Source organism: Cobetia sp. SIMBA_158 (assembly GCF_046566945.1).
In the GTDB taxonomy this organism is placed as follows: Bacteria; Pseudomonadota; Gammaproteobacteria; order Pseudomonadales; family Halomonadaceae; genus Cobetia; species Cobetia amphilecti.
In genome coordinates, this window is record NZ_JAWJYL010000003.1 from 346,350 (window position 1) to 363,722 (window position 17,373).

The 17,373-nt window shown below is 62.2% G+C and carries 13 protein-coding genes; 7 read left to right on the forward strand and 6 right to left on the reverse strand.

The genetic code is table 11. From position 1 onward, the window contains the following. Positions 1–385: 385 nt before the first annotated feature. A complete protein-coding gene (locus R2R70_RS07435; RefSeq protein WP_107334881.1) occupies positions 386–1,987 on the forward strand; it encodes a Na+/H+ antiporter NhaC family protein in 1,602 nt (533 codons plus the stop codon). A 115-nt stretch (positions 1,988–2,102) separates the two neighbouring features. Here the strand turns inward: R2R70_RS07435 and R2R70_RS07440 are convergent, their stop codons facing one another. Continuing rightward, positions 2,103–4,073, reverse strand: a complete 1,971-nt coding sequence (locus R2R70_RS07440; protein WP_410977718.1) for an acetate--CoA ligase — start codon at positions 4,071–4,073, stop codon at positions 2,103–2,105. 567 nt (positions 4,074–4,640) lie between these two features. Between R2R70_RS07440 and R2R70_RS07445 the strand changes: the two genes are divergently transcribed. Continuing rightward, positions 4,641–4,955, forward strand: coding sequence for an ArsR/SmtB family transcription factor (locus R2R70_RS07445; protein WP_054556050.1), 315 nt, complete (start codon positions 4,641–4,643; stop codon positions 4,953–4,955). Between the two features lie 167 nt (positions 4,956–5,122). Here R2R70_RS07445 and sohB read toward each other — a convergent pair whose 3' ends face one another. Then, positions 5,123–6,226 carry a protease SohB gene (gene sohB / locus R2R70_RS07450; RefSeq protein ID WP_107334883.1) on the reverse strand — a complete coding sequence of 368 codons (1,104 nt, stop codon included), beginning with the start codon at positions 6,224–6,226 and terminating at the stop codon, positions 5,123–5,125. A gap of 546 nt (positions 6,227–6,772) precedes the next feature. Between sohB and R2R70_RS07455 the strand changes: the two genes are divergently transcribed. After that, entirely contained in the window at positions 6,773–7,090 is a 318-nt protein-coding gene (locus tag R2R70_RS07455; RefSeq protein ID WP_043332726.1) for an SCP2 sterol-binding domain-containing protein, read from the forward strand. A gap of 125 nt (positions 7,091–7,215) precedes the next feature. On the opposite strand, the gene nudC is transcribed toward R2R70_RS07455, so the two are convergent. From nudC to R2R70_RS07475, 4 genes are all read right to left on the reverse strand, one after another. Next, a complete protein-coding gene (nudC, locus tag R2R70_RS07460) occupies positions 7,216–7,989 on the reverse strand; it encodes an NAD(+) diphosphatase (protein ID WP_410977719.1) in 774 nt (257 codons plus the stop codon). After that, complete coding sequence (gene dnaQ / locus R2R70_RS07465; RefSeq protein WP_192838204.1) at positions 7,989–8,795, reverse strand: DNA polymerase III subunit epsilon; 807 nt, start codon at positions 8,793–8,795, stop codon at positions 7,989–7,991. The genes nudC and dnaQ overlap by 1 nt, the downstream gene beginning before the upstream one ends. Before the next feature lie 150 nt (positions 8,796–8,945). Further along, positions 8,946–9,380 carry a ribonuclease HI gene (gene rnhA / locus R2R70_RS07470; RefSeq protein WP_054556047.1) on the reverse strand — a complete coding sequence of 145 codons (435 nt, stop codon included), beginning with the start codon at positions 9,378–9,380 and terminating at the stop codon, positions 8,946–8,948. A 353-nt stretch (positions 9,381–9,733) separates the two neighbouring features. Next, the gene (locus tag R2R70_RS07475) at positions 9,734–10,600 is read right to left on the reverse strand and encodes a class I SAM-dependent methyltransferase (RefSeq protein WP_347421314.1); all 867 of its coding nucleotides are present in this window, start codon (positions 10,598–10,600) and stop codon (positions 9,734–9,736) included. 748 nt (positions 10,601–11,348) lie between these two features. Between R2R70_RS07475 and gloB the strand changes: the two genes are divergently transcribed. The 4 genes from gloB (at position 11,349) to R2R70_RS07495 (ending at position 17,373) form a co-directional block, all read left to right on the forward strand. Continuing rightward, the gene (gloB, locus tag R2R70_RS07480) at positions 11,349–12,137 is read left to right on the forward strand and encodes a hydroxyacylglutathione hydrolase (protein ID WP_107334887.1); all 789 of its coding nucleotides are present in this window, start codon (positions 11,349–11,351) and stop codon (positions 12,135–12,137) included. A 208-nt stretch (positions 12,138–12,345) separates the two neighbouring features. Next, complete coding sequence (locus R2R70_RS07485; RefSeq protein WP_225348027.1) at positions 12,346–13,752, forward strand: LysM peptidoglycan-binding domain-containing protein; 1,407 nt, start codon at positions 12,346–12,348, stop codon at positions 13,750–13,752. A 372-nt stretch (positions 13,753–14,124) separates the two neighbouring features. Further along, the gene (locus R2R70_RS07490; protein WP_410977720.1) at positions 14,125–16,125 is read left to right on the forward strand and encodes an extracellular solute-binding protein; all 2,001 of its coding nucleotides are present in this window, start codon (positions 14,125–14,127) and stop codon (positions 16,123–16,125) included. Positions 16,126–16,284: 159 nt separating this feature from the next. Further along, positions 16,285–17,373 (forward strand): microcin C ABC transporter permease YejB, encoded by a 1,089-nt coding sequence (locus tag R2R70_RS07495; RefSeq protein ID WP_107334889.1) that lies wholly within the window; start codon positions 16,285–16,287, stop codon positions 17,371–17,373.

Below are 17,373 nucleotides of genomic sequence, written 5' to 3' on the forward strand. Positions count from 1 at the left end.
GAGCGCCATTCTTCATATCCCACGGGGATAAGCAAGAAGAGCCCACTGTAAAGCGGACTTCTACGCCCGAATTCTAGGGGAAAAATAGCGCAATGGCGGTGTTTTTCACTGCGACCTAGACTTTAGGTGAACACGGTAATGTTTCACGTCTTGTTTGGCTCGGGCATAATGCGCCCCCTTCCGGAAGTCGCCGCCTGCCAGTGGCGGCCCAGGACTTGTCGGGCGCAGGCTCGCGACTCATCAATTGCCGTTGCGCAACGGCGATCCCGCGAGTGTGCGCTGCGATCAGGCGGTGCAACTCCCTGACACCCACGCACCATAACCGCCATAACGGCACCCGGTAGCGCGCTTTGTCCCGGCGCCTGCCTTTGATTACAGGTGATACATGGAACTGACCAGCTACGCGGCGTCCCCGCTTTCGCTGCTCGCCCCGATCATAGCCATCGGTCTCGCAATACTGACACGTCGTGTCATGCTCTCCCTCGGGCTGGGTATCGTGTCAGGCGCCCTGCTGCTGAATGATTTCTCGCCGCTCGTCACGCTGCACTATCTCTGGCAGCAGCTGGTTGCCGTCTTCATCGAGATGCCGGACAGCGGTCAGCTTGCCGAGGCCAGCCTCAACAGCTGGAATGTCTATATCCTGCTGTTCCTGCTGGCACTGGGTGCCATGGTCGGCGTGATCACGCTGGCAGGCGGCACCCGTGCCTTCGGCAACTGGGCTCGGGCGCGAGTCACGACCCGCCGTGGCTCGCAGCTGATGACCGTGCTGCTGGGGGTATTCATCTTCATCGATGATTATTTCAATAGCCTGGCCGTGGGCAACATCTGTCGTCCGCTGACCGATCGTCAGGGGCTGTCGCGCGCGCGCCTGGCCTATCTGATCGACTCCACCGCCGCGCCCATCTGCGTGTTGACGCCGATCTCCAGCTGGGGTGCCTACATCATCAGCCTGATCGCCGGTATCCTGGCAACCCACCACATCACGGATGTCAGTCCGTTCGGTGCCTTCCTCGAGCTGTCCGCCCTCAACTACTACGCGATTGCGGCGCTGGTGCTGGTGATCGCCTCGGCCTGGTTCGACATCAACTTCGGTGCCATGCGCCGTCATGCCATCGCGGCGCGCGACGGTGAGCTTTTCGATGCCAAGCGCGGCAATCCACCGGGCAACACCCACGTGGAAGAGTCCGAGCGTGGCCGGCCCATGGACCTGCTGATCCCGATCATCGTGCTGGTCATCGCGACCTTCTTCATGATCGTGCAGACAGGCGCCAGCGCACTGGCCGCTGAGGGCGAGGCCTTCGGTCTGATTCGCGCCTTCGAGCTGACGGATGTCGCCAAGTCACTGATCATCGGCGGCGCCATCGGCCTGCTGGCCGCGGTAGTGATGCTGCTGCGTCATCGCATGGGCGCTGGGCGCAGCCTGAGCGCCATCGCCCAGGGCGCCAGCTCCATGCTGCCGGCCGTCTATATCCTCGTCTTCGCCTGGTTGCTGACCGGCATCATCGGCTCTCTGGGGACCGGACAGTACCTGGCCACGCTGGTCGAGGGCGTCGTGTCTCCGACCTGGCTGCCGATGCTGCTGTTCGTGCTCTCCGGCCTGATGGCCTTTGCCACCGGCACCAGCTGGGGCACCTTCGGCATCATGCTGCCCATTGCCGGTGACATGGCGGCCGCCACCGAGCTCGCCATGATGTTGCCGATGATGGGCGCGGTGCTGGCCGGCTCCGTGTTCGGGGATCACTGCTCGCCGATTTCCGACACCACCATCCTGTCCTCGACGGGTGCCAGCTGCCATCACATCGATCACGTCATGACCCAGCTGCCCTACGCCCTGCTGGGTGCTGCGATCTCGCTGATCGCCTACCTGGTGATGGGCCTGACCGACAGTACCCTGTTCGGCTGGTTGAGCCTGGCGGGTCTGCTGGTCATCAGCATTGCCTGGCTTGCACGCCGCGAGATGGCCAATCCGGTCGTGGCACGCGCGTGATGCAATAAATGCTGCCTTGCTGAAAAAAAGCCCCCGCCATGTCTCATGGCGGGGGCTTTTTCATTATTGGAGCAGCGCGAGCCGCGTCATGCGTCCGCGATATCACTGCATCGGTTCATGCGCTGCGTGCCTCACTCGCCTGACCGACGCCGGCCTCGCTCAGCGCCTCACGCACATCTTCCAGGCTTGAGGGGTCATCTATCGTCGAGGGCACCTGGTATTGCTCGCCCGCGGCGATCTGACGGATCATCTTGCGCAGTATCTTGCCGGAGCGCGTCTTAGGCAGGCGCTCGACGATCAGCACCTCCTTGAGCGAGGCAAAGGCCCCGATTTCCTGGCGTATCCGCTGGGCAAGCTCGGCGCACAGGCTGGCTTCATCCCCCTGCCAGCCATCCTTGAGAATTACCAGCCCCAACGGCATCTCGCCCTTGAGCGAATCCTCGATACCGATCACCGCGCATTCCGCGATCGCGGCGTGTGCACCGAGCACCTGCTCCATCTCACCCGTCGACAGACGGTGCCCCGCCACGTTGATGACATCGTCAATGCGCCCCATCACGAACAGATAGCCCTGCTCATCGAAGTAGCCGCCATCACCGGACAGGTAATAGCCGGGGTAGGCGGCAAGATAGGCAGCATGGAAGCGTCCGGGGTCCTGATAGAGTCCGGTCAGGCAGCCCGGCGGCAGAGGTTGGCGCAACACGACATTGCCCTGCTCTCCCGTGGGCACCTCATCCCCCATGCCATCAAGAATCTGTACATTGAAGCCCGGCAACGGCCAGGTGGCGCTACCGGCGCGTGCCTCGACCGGCGCCTTCACCTCGCGGCTGCCTTCGGTGAACATGTCGAGGCCCAGCAGGTTGCCGGCGATGGGCCAGCCGGTTTCGGTCTGCCACCAGTGATCGACGACCGGCACCGGCAGGAGATCGGCGAGCCAGTGATAGGTCGGCGGGTCCAGTCGTTCTCCGGCCAGGAACAGACTGCGCAGGCTGGAAAGGTCGTAATTGGCCATTTGACTGGCTTCCGGATCTTCCTTCTTCATGGCGCGAAATGCCGTCGGCGCAGTGAAGAAGCAGTTGATGCGGTATTCCTCGATCAAGCGCCAGAAGGCTCCGGCATCCGGTGTCTTGACCGGCTTGCCTTCATACATGACGGTACTGGCCCCCATTAGCAGCGGGCCATAGACGATATAGGAGTGGCCGACGACCCAGCCGATATCCGAGGCCGCCATGAAGGTATCCCCGGGGCGGGTCGCATAGAGAAGCTCCATTGAATAATGCAGCGCCACGGCGTAACCGGCGTGATCACGCACCACTCCCTTGGGCTTGCCGGTGGTGCCGGAGGTATAGAGGACATAGAGAGGTTCGCTACCCAGCATGCTGACCGCTTCGGTAGCCTGGGCGCTGGCCAGACATTCATGCCAGTCATGATCACGCGGCCCGAGTGTCGCCCGCTGCTGTTCACGCTGCAGGACCAGACAGGCTTGCGGGGTATGCTCGGCAAGCTCGATGGCTTCATCCAGCCATGGCTTGTAGGGAATGATGCGATCGACTTCCACCCCACAGGATGCCGCCATGATCACCTTGGGCGCGGCGTCATCGATACGTACCGCCAGCTCCTTGGGGGAAAAGCCGCCGAAGACCACCGAATGCACCGCCCCGAGGCGTGCACAGGCCAGCATCGCCATCATGGCCTCGGCGACCATCGGCATGTAGAGCACGACACGATCGCCCTTCTCCACCCCGAGATTGCGCAGCGCCCCCGCCAGCAGGGCCACCTCATCACGCAGCTCACGAAACGTGTACTGCCGCTTGCTCTGGGTGACCGGCGAATCCCAGTACAACGCGATCTGATCCGCGCGCCCATTGGCGACGTGATGGTCCAGCGCGGCATGGCAGATGTTCATCTCGCCATCGATGAACCAGCGCGCATGCTGTTGCTCATCCCAGGCCAGAATGGTCTGCGGCGGGCGAAACCAGGCGATGCGTTGCGCCTGCTCAGCCCAGAAGTCTTCTGGCGTCTCGTTGGCTCTCGCCGTCAGAGCTAGATAACGCTCGCGTGCACAGGAGTGATTGGCGTCGGGCATGGCGTACCTCGTGATCCACGAATGGCTTTGTGGGCATCTCTTGCCTGTCCTGACGCAAGGCCTTGTCTCCGGGGCCCGTTGACCGGACCTCTTTTCATGTCGTCATTGATGTCGCTCGCCAACGGCGATGCGACAGACGACGATGGAGGAAGGACAGACAGAACAGAGATGCCTGAACCGATAGTTACGTTGAAACCTTAGGCCAAAAATCGCCCTTCAAACGTGCTCGGCTCACCGTTTTCAGCGTCTGATGGTCTTATACTCAATCCTTGGTTGCAGACGACCTGACAGCGTGAAAGGCGTCATTCGCGCAATAAAACATACGCTTGAACGCGGTCTCACAGCAGATGCGACAAAAAGTCAAAGCCTGAGAACGACAAAGTCGATGATTTATCGTTTAAGATTGTCTTGGACGTAGCACGCGGAGTTATTGATCATTCACTAAAACAAGGTTAGGTCATAACAACATGCCAATGGCCCATTGCGTCCCTCGGGATGCACCAAGATAGACCGACCGGGAGAGACCGCATGAACGCAACACTTTCTACAGCTGCAAGGAATAACCCCATGCCAGTGTCCAGCGATGCCATCACCCTGCACCAGGCCGGTGACCGCGTCATCGAAGAAGCCACTGCCCTGCTCAAGGCGATGGGCAACGAGAACCGCCTGCGCATCCTGTGCCTGCTCAGCGACAGCGAAATGTCGGTGAGCGAGCTCAACTCGCGCCTGGAACTGTCGCAATCCGCGCTGTCGCAGCATCTGGCGATTCTGCGTCGTGAAGGCATGGTGCGGACGCGCCGCGCTTCGCAGACCATCTACTATTCGCTGCAAGGCCCCAACGCCGCAGGTGTCATTCGTGCCCTGCAGGACCTCTATAACTGAAAAAGAGCGCCAGCCGGTGACTGACGCCCTTTGAGGGGAATGTCGCTGAGTCACGCTGATCGTGACCCGCTAGACATCTGTATCACTCGCCGACTCCAACAAGATCGGGCAGGCCACGGAATGGCCTTCCAAGCCTCTTCTCTTCGCCCGCGACGGCAATCTGTCGCTTATTGCTGATGCCAGCGCGACTCCGCATTGCGCTCCAGCACGCGGTCCAGCACACGATCCAGACTCGATGTCACGCCCTTGCCGAAACGGTCCATCACGCGGCGCGGCTTCTCGAGACTCACCTCGAAGATCTTGACCTCTTCCTTCAGATAGCGTGCCAGTAACGCCTGACTGGTACCGACCTCGTCGATCAGACCGATATCGATGGCTTCACTGCCATACCAGATATCACCCTGGGACACTGCCTCGACGTCCAATTGCGGACGACGGCTGCCGACATGCTGCTTGAACAGCTCATGGGTGCGCGCCAGGTCCGACAGGAACTTCTCACGCCCTTCTTCACTGTTCTCGCCGAGCATGGTCAAGGTGCGCTTGTAACGCCCCGCCGTCAGAATCTCGACATCCACATCATGCTTCTTGAGCAGACGGTGCACATTGGGCACCTGAGCCACGACACCGATCGAGCCGATGACCGCAAAGGGCGCTGCCACCACGTGGTCCGCCGCACAGGCCATCATGTAGCCACCACTGGCCGCGACCTTGTCGACCGTGATCGTCAGGCGCGCGCCACTGGCACGCAGGCGGTCAAGCTGTGCCGCGGCCAGGCCATAGGCATGCACCAGGCCACCACCGGACTCCAGTCGTAGCACGACCTCATCCTGCTCACCCAGCACGCCTTCCAGTGCCGTGATCTGCTCCGCCAGGCTTTCTACACCGCTAGCCTTGATGTCGCCGACGAAGTCGAGCACGAAGACCCGACGCCCACGCGTACTGGCCGGCGCATCGTCCTTGTCCGCATTGCCGCCCTTGTTGGCTTTCGACTTGGCCTTGAGCGATTTCTTGAGCGCCTTGGCTTCCTGCTTGTGCTTCTTGGCCCGCGCCTTTTCCTTGGCGGCGTACTCTGCCTCCTCCAGTCCGGCGTGGCTCAATTCGCGCTGATAGCCCTTGATGCGCTCATGCCAAGGGCGAATCTTCAGCTTGGCCTGGCGCTCCCCCGCTTCCCCTTGTCGTGCACGTGCAATGATGAGCACGATGGCCCCGATCGCGACCACCACGGTGATCGCCTGGGCCAGAAAGAGGCCGTACTGTGAAATCCATTGCATGCACTTGCTCCTGAAACATTGAAGAAGGTGTCTGATCTCTCGCCAGCACGTGAGCGGCAATTGCTCGCTCTCGAGTGCATGGGTGTCAGGCAGAAGGTCAAGGCAACTGCCAAACGATCAGGGCCCCATAACGAAATCACCGGCTAAAGGGCCGGTGCGGGATGGTACTCGATATGGGGGCGAGCTTGCCCGCCTGCAAGGCTGGCAAGCGCCTGGGCAGATTACCCATTGCTCGTATTGTCATGGGACTGGCGTACCGCCTGTGCGGGCTCTCCAGGTGGCCTGGACGCCATCCGTACGTTATCTCTGTACGTTACCTCTGCAGGTTCAGAGCTGGGCGCTGAAGCGCGGAACACGCCAGATCGATCACACGACTTGATTGGAACGCTCGTTTGAAATAGTCTGATGTCAGTCTTGAAGGCCAGCAGCGTGATCACTTCATGGTGAGCTAGGTGATGGACGACACCTCACCTCTCGCCATGTACGTCATCTTTCCCCGTGATCATTGGCCTTTCTCCACCGCTAGCACTGACAAGGAATATCACCATGGCCGACGCCAACGCCGTCATCGATATGCTCAAGAGTCGTTTCAACCCCGAAGCCGCCAAGGGCATGGATGAGGTCTTTCAATTCAACATCACCGACAGCGATGACTACTACATGGTCGTCAAGGACGGCACTCTGGACGTCGGCGAAGGTGAGCACGATGACCCGTCCGTGACCCTGAGCACCGACAGCGACACCCTCAAGGGCGTGATGAAGGGCGAAGTCGACGGCATGCAGGCCTTCATGACAGGCCGTCTGAAAGCCACCGGCAACATCATGCTGGCCACCAAACTGACGTCTCTGTTCCCGAACAAGTAAGCGTCTGCTTGAGCAGGTGCATCGCTGCGAACAAGCCTGATGGAAAGGTTCGCAGCGATACACCAGCCAAAGAAAACGCCCCGGCCAATGGTCGGGGCGTTTTCTTTGGGGAGAGGCTTGCAATATCAGCGGCCCGTCGCGACCGAGCGCAGGAAGTTGTCGATCAAGGCATGCGAGATCGAGAACTTCGGTGGCAGCCCCGGCAAGTCTTCCGGTGTGAACCACTGGGCATCCTCGATCTCGACACCATCGATGGTGATGTCGCCACCGGCATATTCCGCGTAGTAGCCCAGCATGAACGAGTGCGGGAACGGCCACGACTGACTCTGGAAATAGCTGACTCGCCCGACTTCAACACCGACTTCCTCGTGCACCTCACGCCGCACGGCTTCCTCGGCACTTTCACCGGCTTCGATGAAGCCCGCCAGGGTCGAATACATGCCCGGCCCGAAGCGCGGACTGCGCGCCAGCAACATCTCGCGGCCCCGGGTGATCAGCGTGATGATGCACGGCGAGATACGCGGGTAGCTGCGATGCTGACAGCCGGTGCAGTGCATGGCGAATTCATGCTCCAGACGCTTCATGCGCTTGCCACAACGGCCACAGAATCGATGGTCTCGCAGCCATTTGAGCACCTGCAACGCACTGGAAAGCAGCGGAAACTGATCACGTGGCAGCGTATGCAGCCACTGACGCGCGGCGGGCCAATCGGCACTGCCATTCTCACCGAACACCGCAATCGGCGCGCCCTGCCATTCCCCGAGGGCCACGGCGCCGCTGGGCCAGTCCGCGATGGGCTGGATGATGCCGCCATCCGGCGCAGGCGCCACGCAATCACGCCCCACGCGAATCAGATAACCATGGCGCTGGGTCACACGCGAGAGATCACGAATCAACATCAGGCGTCGTCTCCGCGGTTGCCTCGGCTGTCCAGACTGGCGCCATCAAGACTGGCACTATCAATACTGCCCAGTGCATTGATCGAGAGGCGATCGAACAGGCACTCATCGGCCTTGCCACGAATCTCTTCACACCAGGCCGAGTGACGCTCAAGCTCCAGCGCGGAAAGCCCGGGTGTGACCAGACGTGGGCGATCGGCACGCAGGCGACGAACCCCGACGATACCGCCCTCCTCGCCATCGCCTTCCTCTATCACGTCCAGGCCCAGCGCCGTCTGGCCACCGGTCATCGCCAGATAGACGTCGCCGAGAATCTCGGCATCCAGCAAGGCGCCGTGCAGCACACGATGCCCGTTGTCGATATCGTAGCGCTTGCACAGCGCATCCAGGTTGTTGCGCTGTCCGGGGTGCTTCTCTCGGGCCAGCTTCAGGGTATCGAGAATGGCGCAGTGATCGGCGACCGGGCCCAACGGATTGGCACGCCCGGGATTGATCAGCCCGAATTCGTGATCGATGAAGCCCACGTCGAAGGGCGCATTGTGGATGACCAGCTGGGCACCCTTGATGAAGTCCCAGAAGGCATCGGCAATCTCGGCGAAGACCGGCTCGTTGGCGACTCGCTCATCGGTGATGCCGTGAACCCCGATCGCCTCTGCATCGATCAAGCGCTCAGGATTGACGTACTGATGGTAGGTGCGTCCGGTCAGGCGGCGGTTGATCATCTCCACCGCGCCGATCTCGATCAGGCGATGGCCTTCCTTCGGATCGATACCTGTCGTTTCGGTATCGAGAATAATCTGACGCATCTCAGACCTCTTGGTAAACAGTGACAGCTCCCTGACCGACATCTGCCCTCACCTTCGGGCCGCGCATCAGGGTGCCTCAATATCGGATCCTGCATGTCCGTGCTCAAACACGGCTGGCCATCGCGCTCGGCGTGCCTGCCAACGAGGCACTCAGCGGCGGCGCTGCATCTCGTCGATGGCCTCGTTGGCCAGCGCATCGGCGCGCTCGTTGCCCTCATCGCCGCTATGCCCCTTGACCCAGCGCCACTCGATATCATGACGCTCACTCTGGGCCAGCAGTGCCTTCCACAGATCTTCATTCTTGACCGGCTGCTTGGCTGCCGTCTTCCAGCCGCGCTTGACCCAGCCGTGCACCCACTTGGTGATGCCGTTCTTGACGTATTCGGAGTCGGTCCACAGCACCACCTGACAGCGCTTGGTGAGCGCCGTAAGCGCCTCGACCGCCGCCATCATCTCCATCCGATTGTTGGTCGTCTGGGCCTCGCTGCCATTGAGTTCCTTGCGATGCTTGCCACTGACCAGAATCGCGCCCCAGCCACCCGGACCCGGGTTGCCACGACAGGCACCATCGGTGTGGATGACCACGCGAGTCGGCGCCGCCTGGGATTCGGACGTCGCAGTAGCGGAGGGATTCTGGGGTTCGGACGTGGATGCACTCTGGCTCACAAACGGCACTCTCGACAAAGGAAACGAAGACGGGCAAGTGCGACGGCGCTGGCTGTCACGACAGGGGCAAGCCTGGCCCGCAGAGGCGGGGCTTGGAAACCGCCCCCTGACAATCACTCTCCGGTAGCCCTCCCGCGGCAACAGCAGGCCTCGCTACAATGAGCGTCATTCTACCCACTCGCATGCAGCATGGCCAAAGTCCCTGTGTTTTTTTACAGCTTCCGCCAGACTGAAGCTTTGAAGAAAAGGGAGCCCTGCAGCGAGCCGCCGAGCTAGCCGCGCTCAGACAGATCTCTGCGCGACTCACGCTTCACATGCCCCTCCCGGGAATGCACCCGCGTGGCCTGGCCGATGGAGACACCGGGAATGGCGACTCGCGGTCGCTTGGCATTCAAGGGTTGCACGTACCCGACATTGCGCCGCGCCCGTATCAACATCAGGCTGCCCAGCGGCAGGTTGTAGCGGCGCCCCATGCGTTCAAGCCAACCGTGTCGCAGGCGTAACCCCGGCAGATGGAAGCCGGCATAGTCGATACGCTCGATCTCGAAATCCACGAAGGCCAGCCAATCGCGCAGGGCCGCCGGCGTTCGCCAGCTTCCCTCCCAGGGAGTGATGTGGCGACGACGCGGGTCCAGACGCAGCAGCCCCTCACCGGACAAAGGCTGCCAGGCGACGATGACCAGACAGCCACTGGAGCGCAGGACGCGGGCCGCCTCACGCAGCAGTCGGTGCGGCTCCGGCGCGACCTCCAGTAGATGGTGGAGCATCACCAGATCCATGCTCTCGTCCGGCAAAGCCAGCTGCGTCAGTGGGCAGATCAAGGTGGATGGCGACTCGGCAAGCGCCGCCTCGGGGCTCCATTGGATGGCATGGCGGATGGCGGAGAGTGACAGGAGGTCATTGCCGCCCGGGCCCAGGTTCAGGCTGTGAAAACCGAAGCAGCGCTCGAACAGCGGCGACAGCATCTCGCGCTCCGCCGTCAGGATGTCCTGCCCATCCGGGCCCTCGAAAAAGGCACGCATGGCGCGCACATGGGCACTCAATTGGCGCGCATGCTGGCGCTGGCGCTCCTCGGCGGTCAGGGACGCGCTGGCCTTGTCCGCACCGGAGTCATTCACACCAAAGGGGCCTTTCCACATCTTGCATCTCCCGGGCTTCAGGCGGGGAGACACTCCCCACGGCATAGACAGGCTTTGACACTTGTCTACATTCTCACACCATAAGAGGTTTGACACTTACCTGCTGGCTCGTCAGGCTTGTTATGCGGAATATTCAGATTCCCGCCACGAATCAATCCACTGGGCATCATCGTGCTGGCTATTGGCCTTGCGATTGATGGCGCTCACGGACTTTGGCACCGGCGGCCAGTCGTGACTTTTCCAGCTGGACTCTTCTTGTTGGGCTCTGCGTCAGCCACCCGGCGCCTGATCGCACACGGCGAGCCTGACCGGGAACAAAATACCGACAAGCGAGTCTTGAACAGGACTGCGGGCATCGAGCGTCTCGACACGCTCGGCCCGACACTCAGGATAGAGTGAAGCAAGGTGTTGCCCAACATCCTGCGAATGACCCATAAATATGCGTTGTCGATGATAGAGCATACGGATTGCCCCTCCCGCCCACATACGCGGCCAGGGGAGCGGCCAGGAGCACGACCGTCCTGAGCCGTCTCTGAGCATGATCTTATGCCGCTTTCGACAACTAACTCTCAGTAAGGAGTCGATGGAACCGCCTGCCTATCAGCATTGCAGGCGACGATGACATGCCATGTTCATCTGCTTCAGCCTGGCCGATTCCTCGGCGAGGACGTATGGAGCCCCTTTTCGCGTCACTGGCCTGTCATTGCTTCGATCGACGACTGCAAGACATCAAGAGCACCTGACCACCATGATGAGCGTAACGCCCATAGCGGCCTTTCAGGACAACTACATCTGGTTGATACAGAGCGACGACAACCCCCGCGTGGCGGTCGTCGACCCCGGTGATGCACGCCCGGTGATGGAGGCCCTGGAGTCCAGAGGCCTGACCCTCGACACCATCCTCATCACCCATCACCACCAGGATCACACCGGCGGCCTGCCGGAGCTGATCGAACGCTATCAGCCTCGCGTGGTTGGCCCTCACAATCCGGCCATCCACGGTATCGACGAGCGTGTCGGCGATGGCGACAGCTTCCGCCTGCAGGGCCGCCTCTTCGAGGTGATGGAAGTACCGGGCCATACGCTGGATCACATCGCCTTCGTCAGCTCCGGCATGCCGGGGCTGCTGTTCTGCGGCGACACCCTGTTCAGTGGCGGTTGCGGTCGCCTGTTTGAGGGCACGCCGGAGCAGATGCATCACTCCTTGTCGCGCCTGGCCGCTCTGCCGGAAGAGACGCTCGTCTTCCCGGCACACGAGTACACGCTGGCCAACCTGGCCTTCGCCAGTGCCGCCGAGCCGAACAACCCCGCGCGCGACACCCTCAACGCAGAATGTGAACAGCTGCGTTCACTGGGCCGCCCCACGCTGCCCACCCTCATCGGCCGAGAAAAGCAGATCAATCCGTTCCTGCGCAGTGATGAGGTGGCGCTGCAACGCCACCTCGAGCAGGAAGGACGCCTCTCGGCACCCTCGGGTCAGGAAGATTCCCCACTGGCGGCCTTCACGGCACTGCGTCAGTGGAAGGACAACTTCTAGCCCTGCTGCCCGCGTGCCATTGCCCCCGTTCTGACGCCACCCAGGTGAGCGGTTGGAGCGCGGCGTGAATGGCATTTCGCGTGACAGCGGGTCGAGAACAACCCTGATCTCGATCAGCCCCCGCAGTCACTGATTCGTGCCGGCATGACCGGCCAGCCGAGCCGCTGCTGACCCATCCAGCCGCGGCTCGCCAGAGAGTATTTCGTCAATGCATCAGCAAGACCTCCGTACCGACGGCCAGATGGCCGCCGACACGCCGTGTCGTGTCACTCCGACCCAGGCCCCCTTCCGTCCGGCTCGACTGCGTCACCTGATTCGCCTCGCCTCTCTGGGTGCCACCCTGTGCCTGATGCCGCTGACCGCCAGCGCCAATTCAGCGATGGTGTCCGGGGTCTCGCCCACCAGTGAATATCAGCGCGCCCCGCTGAACTTCATGGAGGCCGTCGACGCCATTCCCGCGCACTACGACGACGTCTGGGAGCGCCTGCGCGCCGGCTATCAGCTGCAGCAGGACACCGGTCGCCCTCGCGTGCGCAAATGGATCAGCTGGTATCAGGAGCACCCCCACCACGTGGAGCGTATCGCGGAACAGGCCCGCCCCTGGATTCGCTACGTGACACTGCGCACCGAAGCACGCGGCCTGCCGGCAGAGCTGGCACTGCTACCCTTCATCGAGAGCGCCTACGATCCGGATGCCGCGCATCCGGGCGGTGCGACCGGCATGTGGCAGTTCATGCCGCGCACCGGTGACGCCATGGGGCTGACACGCAACCGCTGGTATGACGGTCGCAAGGACGTGTTGCTGTCCACGGATGCCGCGCTGGATTACCTGGAGACCCAGGGCGAGCGCTGGTATGACGGCGATTGGGAGCTGGCGCTGGCCGCCTACAATGCCGGTGCCGGCACCGTGAATCGTGCACGCCGCCGCGCCGGTGGCGATGAGGATTACTGGAACATCAAGCTGCCCAACGAGACCATGGAATACGTGCCGAAGCTTCTGGCACTGGCCGCGGTGATTCGCGACCCTGAGGAATATGGGCTCTCGTTGCCGAAGATTGACGACAGGCCAGAAATCGCGGCCGTCGAGACGGGCGGACAACTGGACCTGTCCACCGCCGCCAAGCTGGCCGGCATCAGTGAAGACGAGCTGCGCGCCCTGAACCCGGCCTACAAGCGCTGGGCCACCACGCCGGGTGACAGCTCGCTGGTGATTCCCGCCACCGCCCGCGACACCTTCCTCAGCCAGCTGGCCACGCTGCCTGAAAAAGCGCGCCAGAGCTGGGCCAGCTATCGCGTCAAACGCGGCGACACCCTGTCCGTCATCGCGCGCCGCAATGGCCTGACGCTCTCCGAGCTGAAGCAGAAGAACCGCCTCTCGGGCAACACCATCCGCATCGGCCAGGCACTGATGGTGCCGGACCGCGGCGCCTCGGTGGCCACCCAGCTGGCCTCGGCCAACGGCGAGAAGAAGGTGCGCGTGAAGAGTGGCGATTCCCTGTCATTGATCGCCGCACGTCACAATGTCAGCACTCGCCAGCTCGCGCGCTGGAACAAGCTGTCATCTGCGGACTACCTGCGCCCCGGTCAGATGTTGACCCTTTACAGCGCCAACTGAGTCAGTCGATTCACGCGTCGTTGTACGACGCTTGATAGGCGATTCCTCAACGCCCCTGCCATCCGTGATGGTGGGGGCGTTTGCGATTCAAACGCCGCAGCATGGCCGCTGACAGGGAACTTCGTTACTCTTGGCGGGGTCGATGCAAGGAGGCCGGCCGCAGCCCGGCGCGTGGCGCGCACCTGCTGTACCGCTTCTGCAGTCCTGCTGCAGTTCTCCTTCAGCTCACGGTCGACAGCTTTGCAGTCAGCCGCTGAGGCCACCCAAGCCAGCGGAGTTGATGGCGAGTCAGGCGCAAACCAGCCGCTGCCCAGATGCCGGTCATTTCATCACGGCCGCGAGGCCCGGGTCATTCAGTCAAGGAAGTCTTCGATGCAGCGTGTTTCTTCACTCACCCACCGTCGCTGGGCCGCGCTACGTGCGCTATGCCTGGGGGCGCTGATGGTGAGCGGCTCGTTCACTGCCACGGCCAACGCGGCTGAGCCCAATGCAGCCGGGCCCAATGCGAATAGCGAGCAATCTGCCGATTCACGCCCCAGCGCCGAGACGGCGTCAGGCACGCAGGCAACCAGCGCGCAGGCAACCAGTATCCCCACCTCGAACGTGCAGACGCCGCTGGACGTCCCGACCGTACATGGCCTGGCCATCTACGGCGAGCCCGCCCACAAGCCCGGCTTCACGCACTTCCCTTACGTCAATCCAGAGGCGCCGGTCGGCGGGCGCATGACGCGCGCCGCCATCGGCAGTTTCGACTCCACCAATCCCTTCATCCTCAAGGGCAATTCGGTGGCGGGACTCAACTACTTCGGCGGACTGATCTACGACACCCTGATGATCCCCTCCGCCGATGAACCCTTCACCGAATACGGATTGCTGGCCAGCGGCGTCCGCCTGGCCGAGGACCGCAGCGCCATCGAATTCGATATCGATCATCGGGCGCGCTTTCACGATGGCGTGGCGGTGACTGCCGAAGATGTCGTCTTCACCTATCGCCTGCTCAAGGATGAAGGCCTGCCGTTCTTCAAGAGCTATTACCACGATGTCACCGGCGTCAGCGTGATCGATGCCGACACCGTGCGCTTCGAGATGGCGCCAGACGCGGCGCGCGAATTGCCGCTGATCATCGGCCAGCTGCCGGTGTTGCCGGAGCACTACTGGAAGAGCCGCGACTTCACGCGCGCCACCCTGGAACTCCCGCTGGGTTCCGGCCCCTATCGCATGGCGTCTCTGGATGCCGGCCGCCAGGTTCGCTATGAGCGTGTCGACGACTACTGGGGCAAGGACCTGCCGGTCAACAAGGGCCGCCACAACATCCAGACGCTGGTCTACGACTACTACCGGGACCAGACCGTGTCGCTGGAAGCCTTCAAGGCCGGCAGCATCGATCTGCATGTCGAAAGCAGCGCCAAGAACTGGGCGACCGCCTACGACACTCCCGCGCTGCACAAGGGGCGACTGAAGAAGCTGGAAGTCCCGGACAGCAACCCGGCGGGCATGCAGGGCTTCGTGCTCAACGAGCGCCGCGAGCGCTTCCAGGACCCGAGAGTCCGTGAGGCACTGGCGCTGGTCTTCGACTTCGACTGGATCAACCGCAACCTCTTCTACGGCGCCTACCAGCAGACCCACAGCTATTTCGAGAATTCGGACATGGCCGCGGATGGCATGCCCACCGGCAAGGAACTCGCGCTGCTTGAGCCCTTCAAGGATGAGCTGCCCAGCGCGGTCTTCGACAAGCCCCTGCCGATCGATGAGCCACAGGAATTGCGCCCTCGCCTGCGCAAGGCGTTGGGGCTGCTGCGCGAAGCGGGTTATGAAGTGGTCAAGGGCCAGCTGGTCAGCCGCAGCAGCGGCAAGCCGCTGACGCTTGAGGTGCTCAACTACGACACCCAGTTCGAGCGCATCATCCAGCCGTGGATTCGCAATCTGGCGCGCATCGGCATCAAGGCACGGATTCGCACCGTCGACGTCAATCAGTACATCAACCGCCGTCGCAGCTTCGACTTCGACGTGGTGGTCGGCAGTTATCCGCAGTCCAACAGCCCCGGCAGCGAGCAGCGTGAATACTGGACCAGCGACTATGCCGACGTGGCCGGCTCACGCAATCTGATCGGGCTGAAAAGCCCGGTGGTGGACACGCTCACCGATGCCCTGATTCAGGCGCAGACCCGCGAAGACCTGCTCAGCGCGACACGGGCTCTCGACCGCGTACTGCGCTGGGGCTTCCATGTCGTGCCCCAGTGGCACCTGGCGGCGACGCGCATCGCGCTCTGGAACAAGTTCGGCTATCCGCAGCCCTTCCCGGAATACCAGCTGAGCCTGGACAGCTGGTGGATCGAGCCCGACAAGGATGCCTCGCTGGAGCCAGGTGAATAAGCCGGGTCAACAAGCCTGAAGAACACGCTCGGCGCATATGCCAGGCATAGACGCCTGGCGGGACTGACGCCTTGCTGATGCGTCCACGACACCAATAACCGATGCCCCTTGCACCGCACATCAGATGCCGGCGATGAGGGGCACGCAGGGAGATTGCCATTGGGTGCCTATATTCTGCGCCGGATTCTTTTGATGATTCCGACGCTGCTCGGAATCCTGTTGCTGAATTTTCTGATCGTTCAGGCCGCCCCCGGTGGCCCGATCGAACAACTGATGTCACGTCTGGACGGCATGAGTGCCGGTGCCAGCACCCGTCTCAACAGTGGCGGCGGTGATGGTGTCACCAGCGGTGGCGGTGGCTCCTCGACCTATCGCGGCGCCTCAGGGGTCGACCCGGCCTTGATCGAGGAGCTGGAGCAGCAGTTCGGCTTCGACAAGCCGGTCTGGGAGCGCTTCACCGACATGGTCGTCGATTACGCGCAGTTCGATTTCGGCGACAGCTTCTTCCGTGATCGCCCGGTGATCGACCTGATGCTGGAGCGCCTGCCGGTCTCCATCTCGCTGGGGCTATGGACCACGCTGCTGGTCTATCTGGTCTCGATCCCGCTGGGTATCCGCAAGGCACTGGTGCATGGCTCGCGCTTCGATATCTGGACCTCCGGCGTCGTCATCGTCGGCTACGCCATTCCGGGCTTCCTGTTCGCGATCCTGTTGATCGTGGTATTCGCCGGCGGCAGCTATCTCGACTGGTTCCCGCTCAGGGGGCTGACCTCGCCGGACTTCGAGGAGCTGTCCACCGCCGGCAAGATTCTGGATTACTTCCATCACATCGCCCTGCCCGTGCTGGCCTCCGCCATCGGCAGCTTCGCGACCCTGACGATGCTGACCAAGAACAGCTTCCTAGATGAAATCCACAAGCAGTACGTCCTGACGGCACGCGCCAAGGGAGCCAGCGAGAACCGCATCCTCTACGGGCACGTCTTCCGCAACGCCATGCTGATCATCATCGCCGGGCTGCCCGCGGCGCTGGTCGGCATCTTCTTCACCGGCTCGCTGCTGATCGAGGTGATCTTCTCCCTCGACGGCCTGGGACTGCTCGGCTTCGAGGCTGTCCTGCAGCGCGATTACCCGCTGATCTTCGGCACCCTGTATCTCTATACCCTGATCGGTCTGATCCTGAAGCTGGTCTCTGATCTGATGTATGTGTGGATCGACCCGCGCATCGACTTCGCGACACGGGAGGCCTGA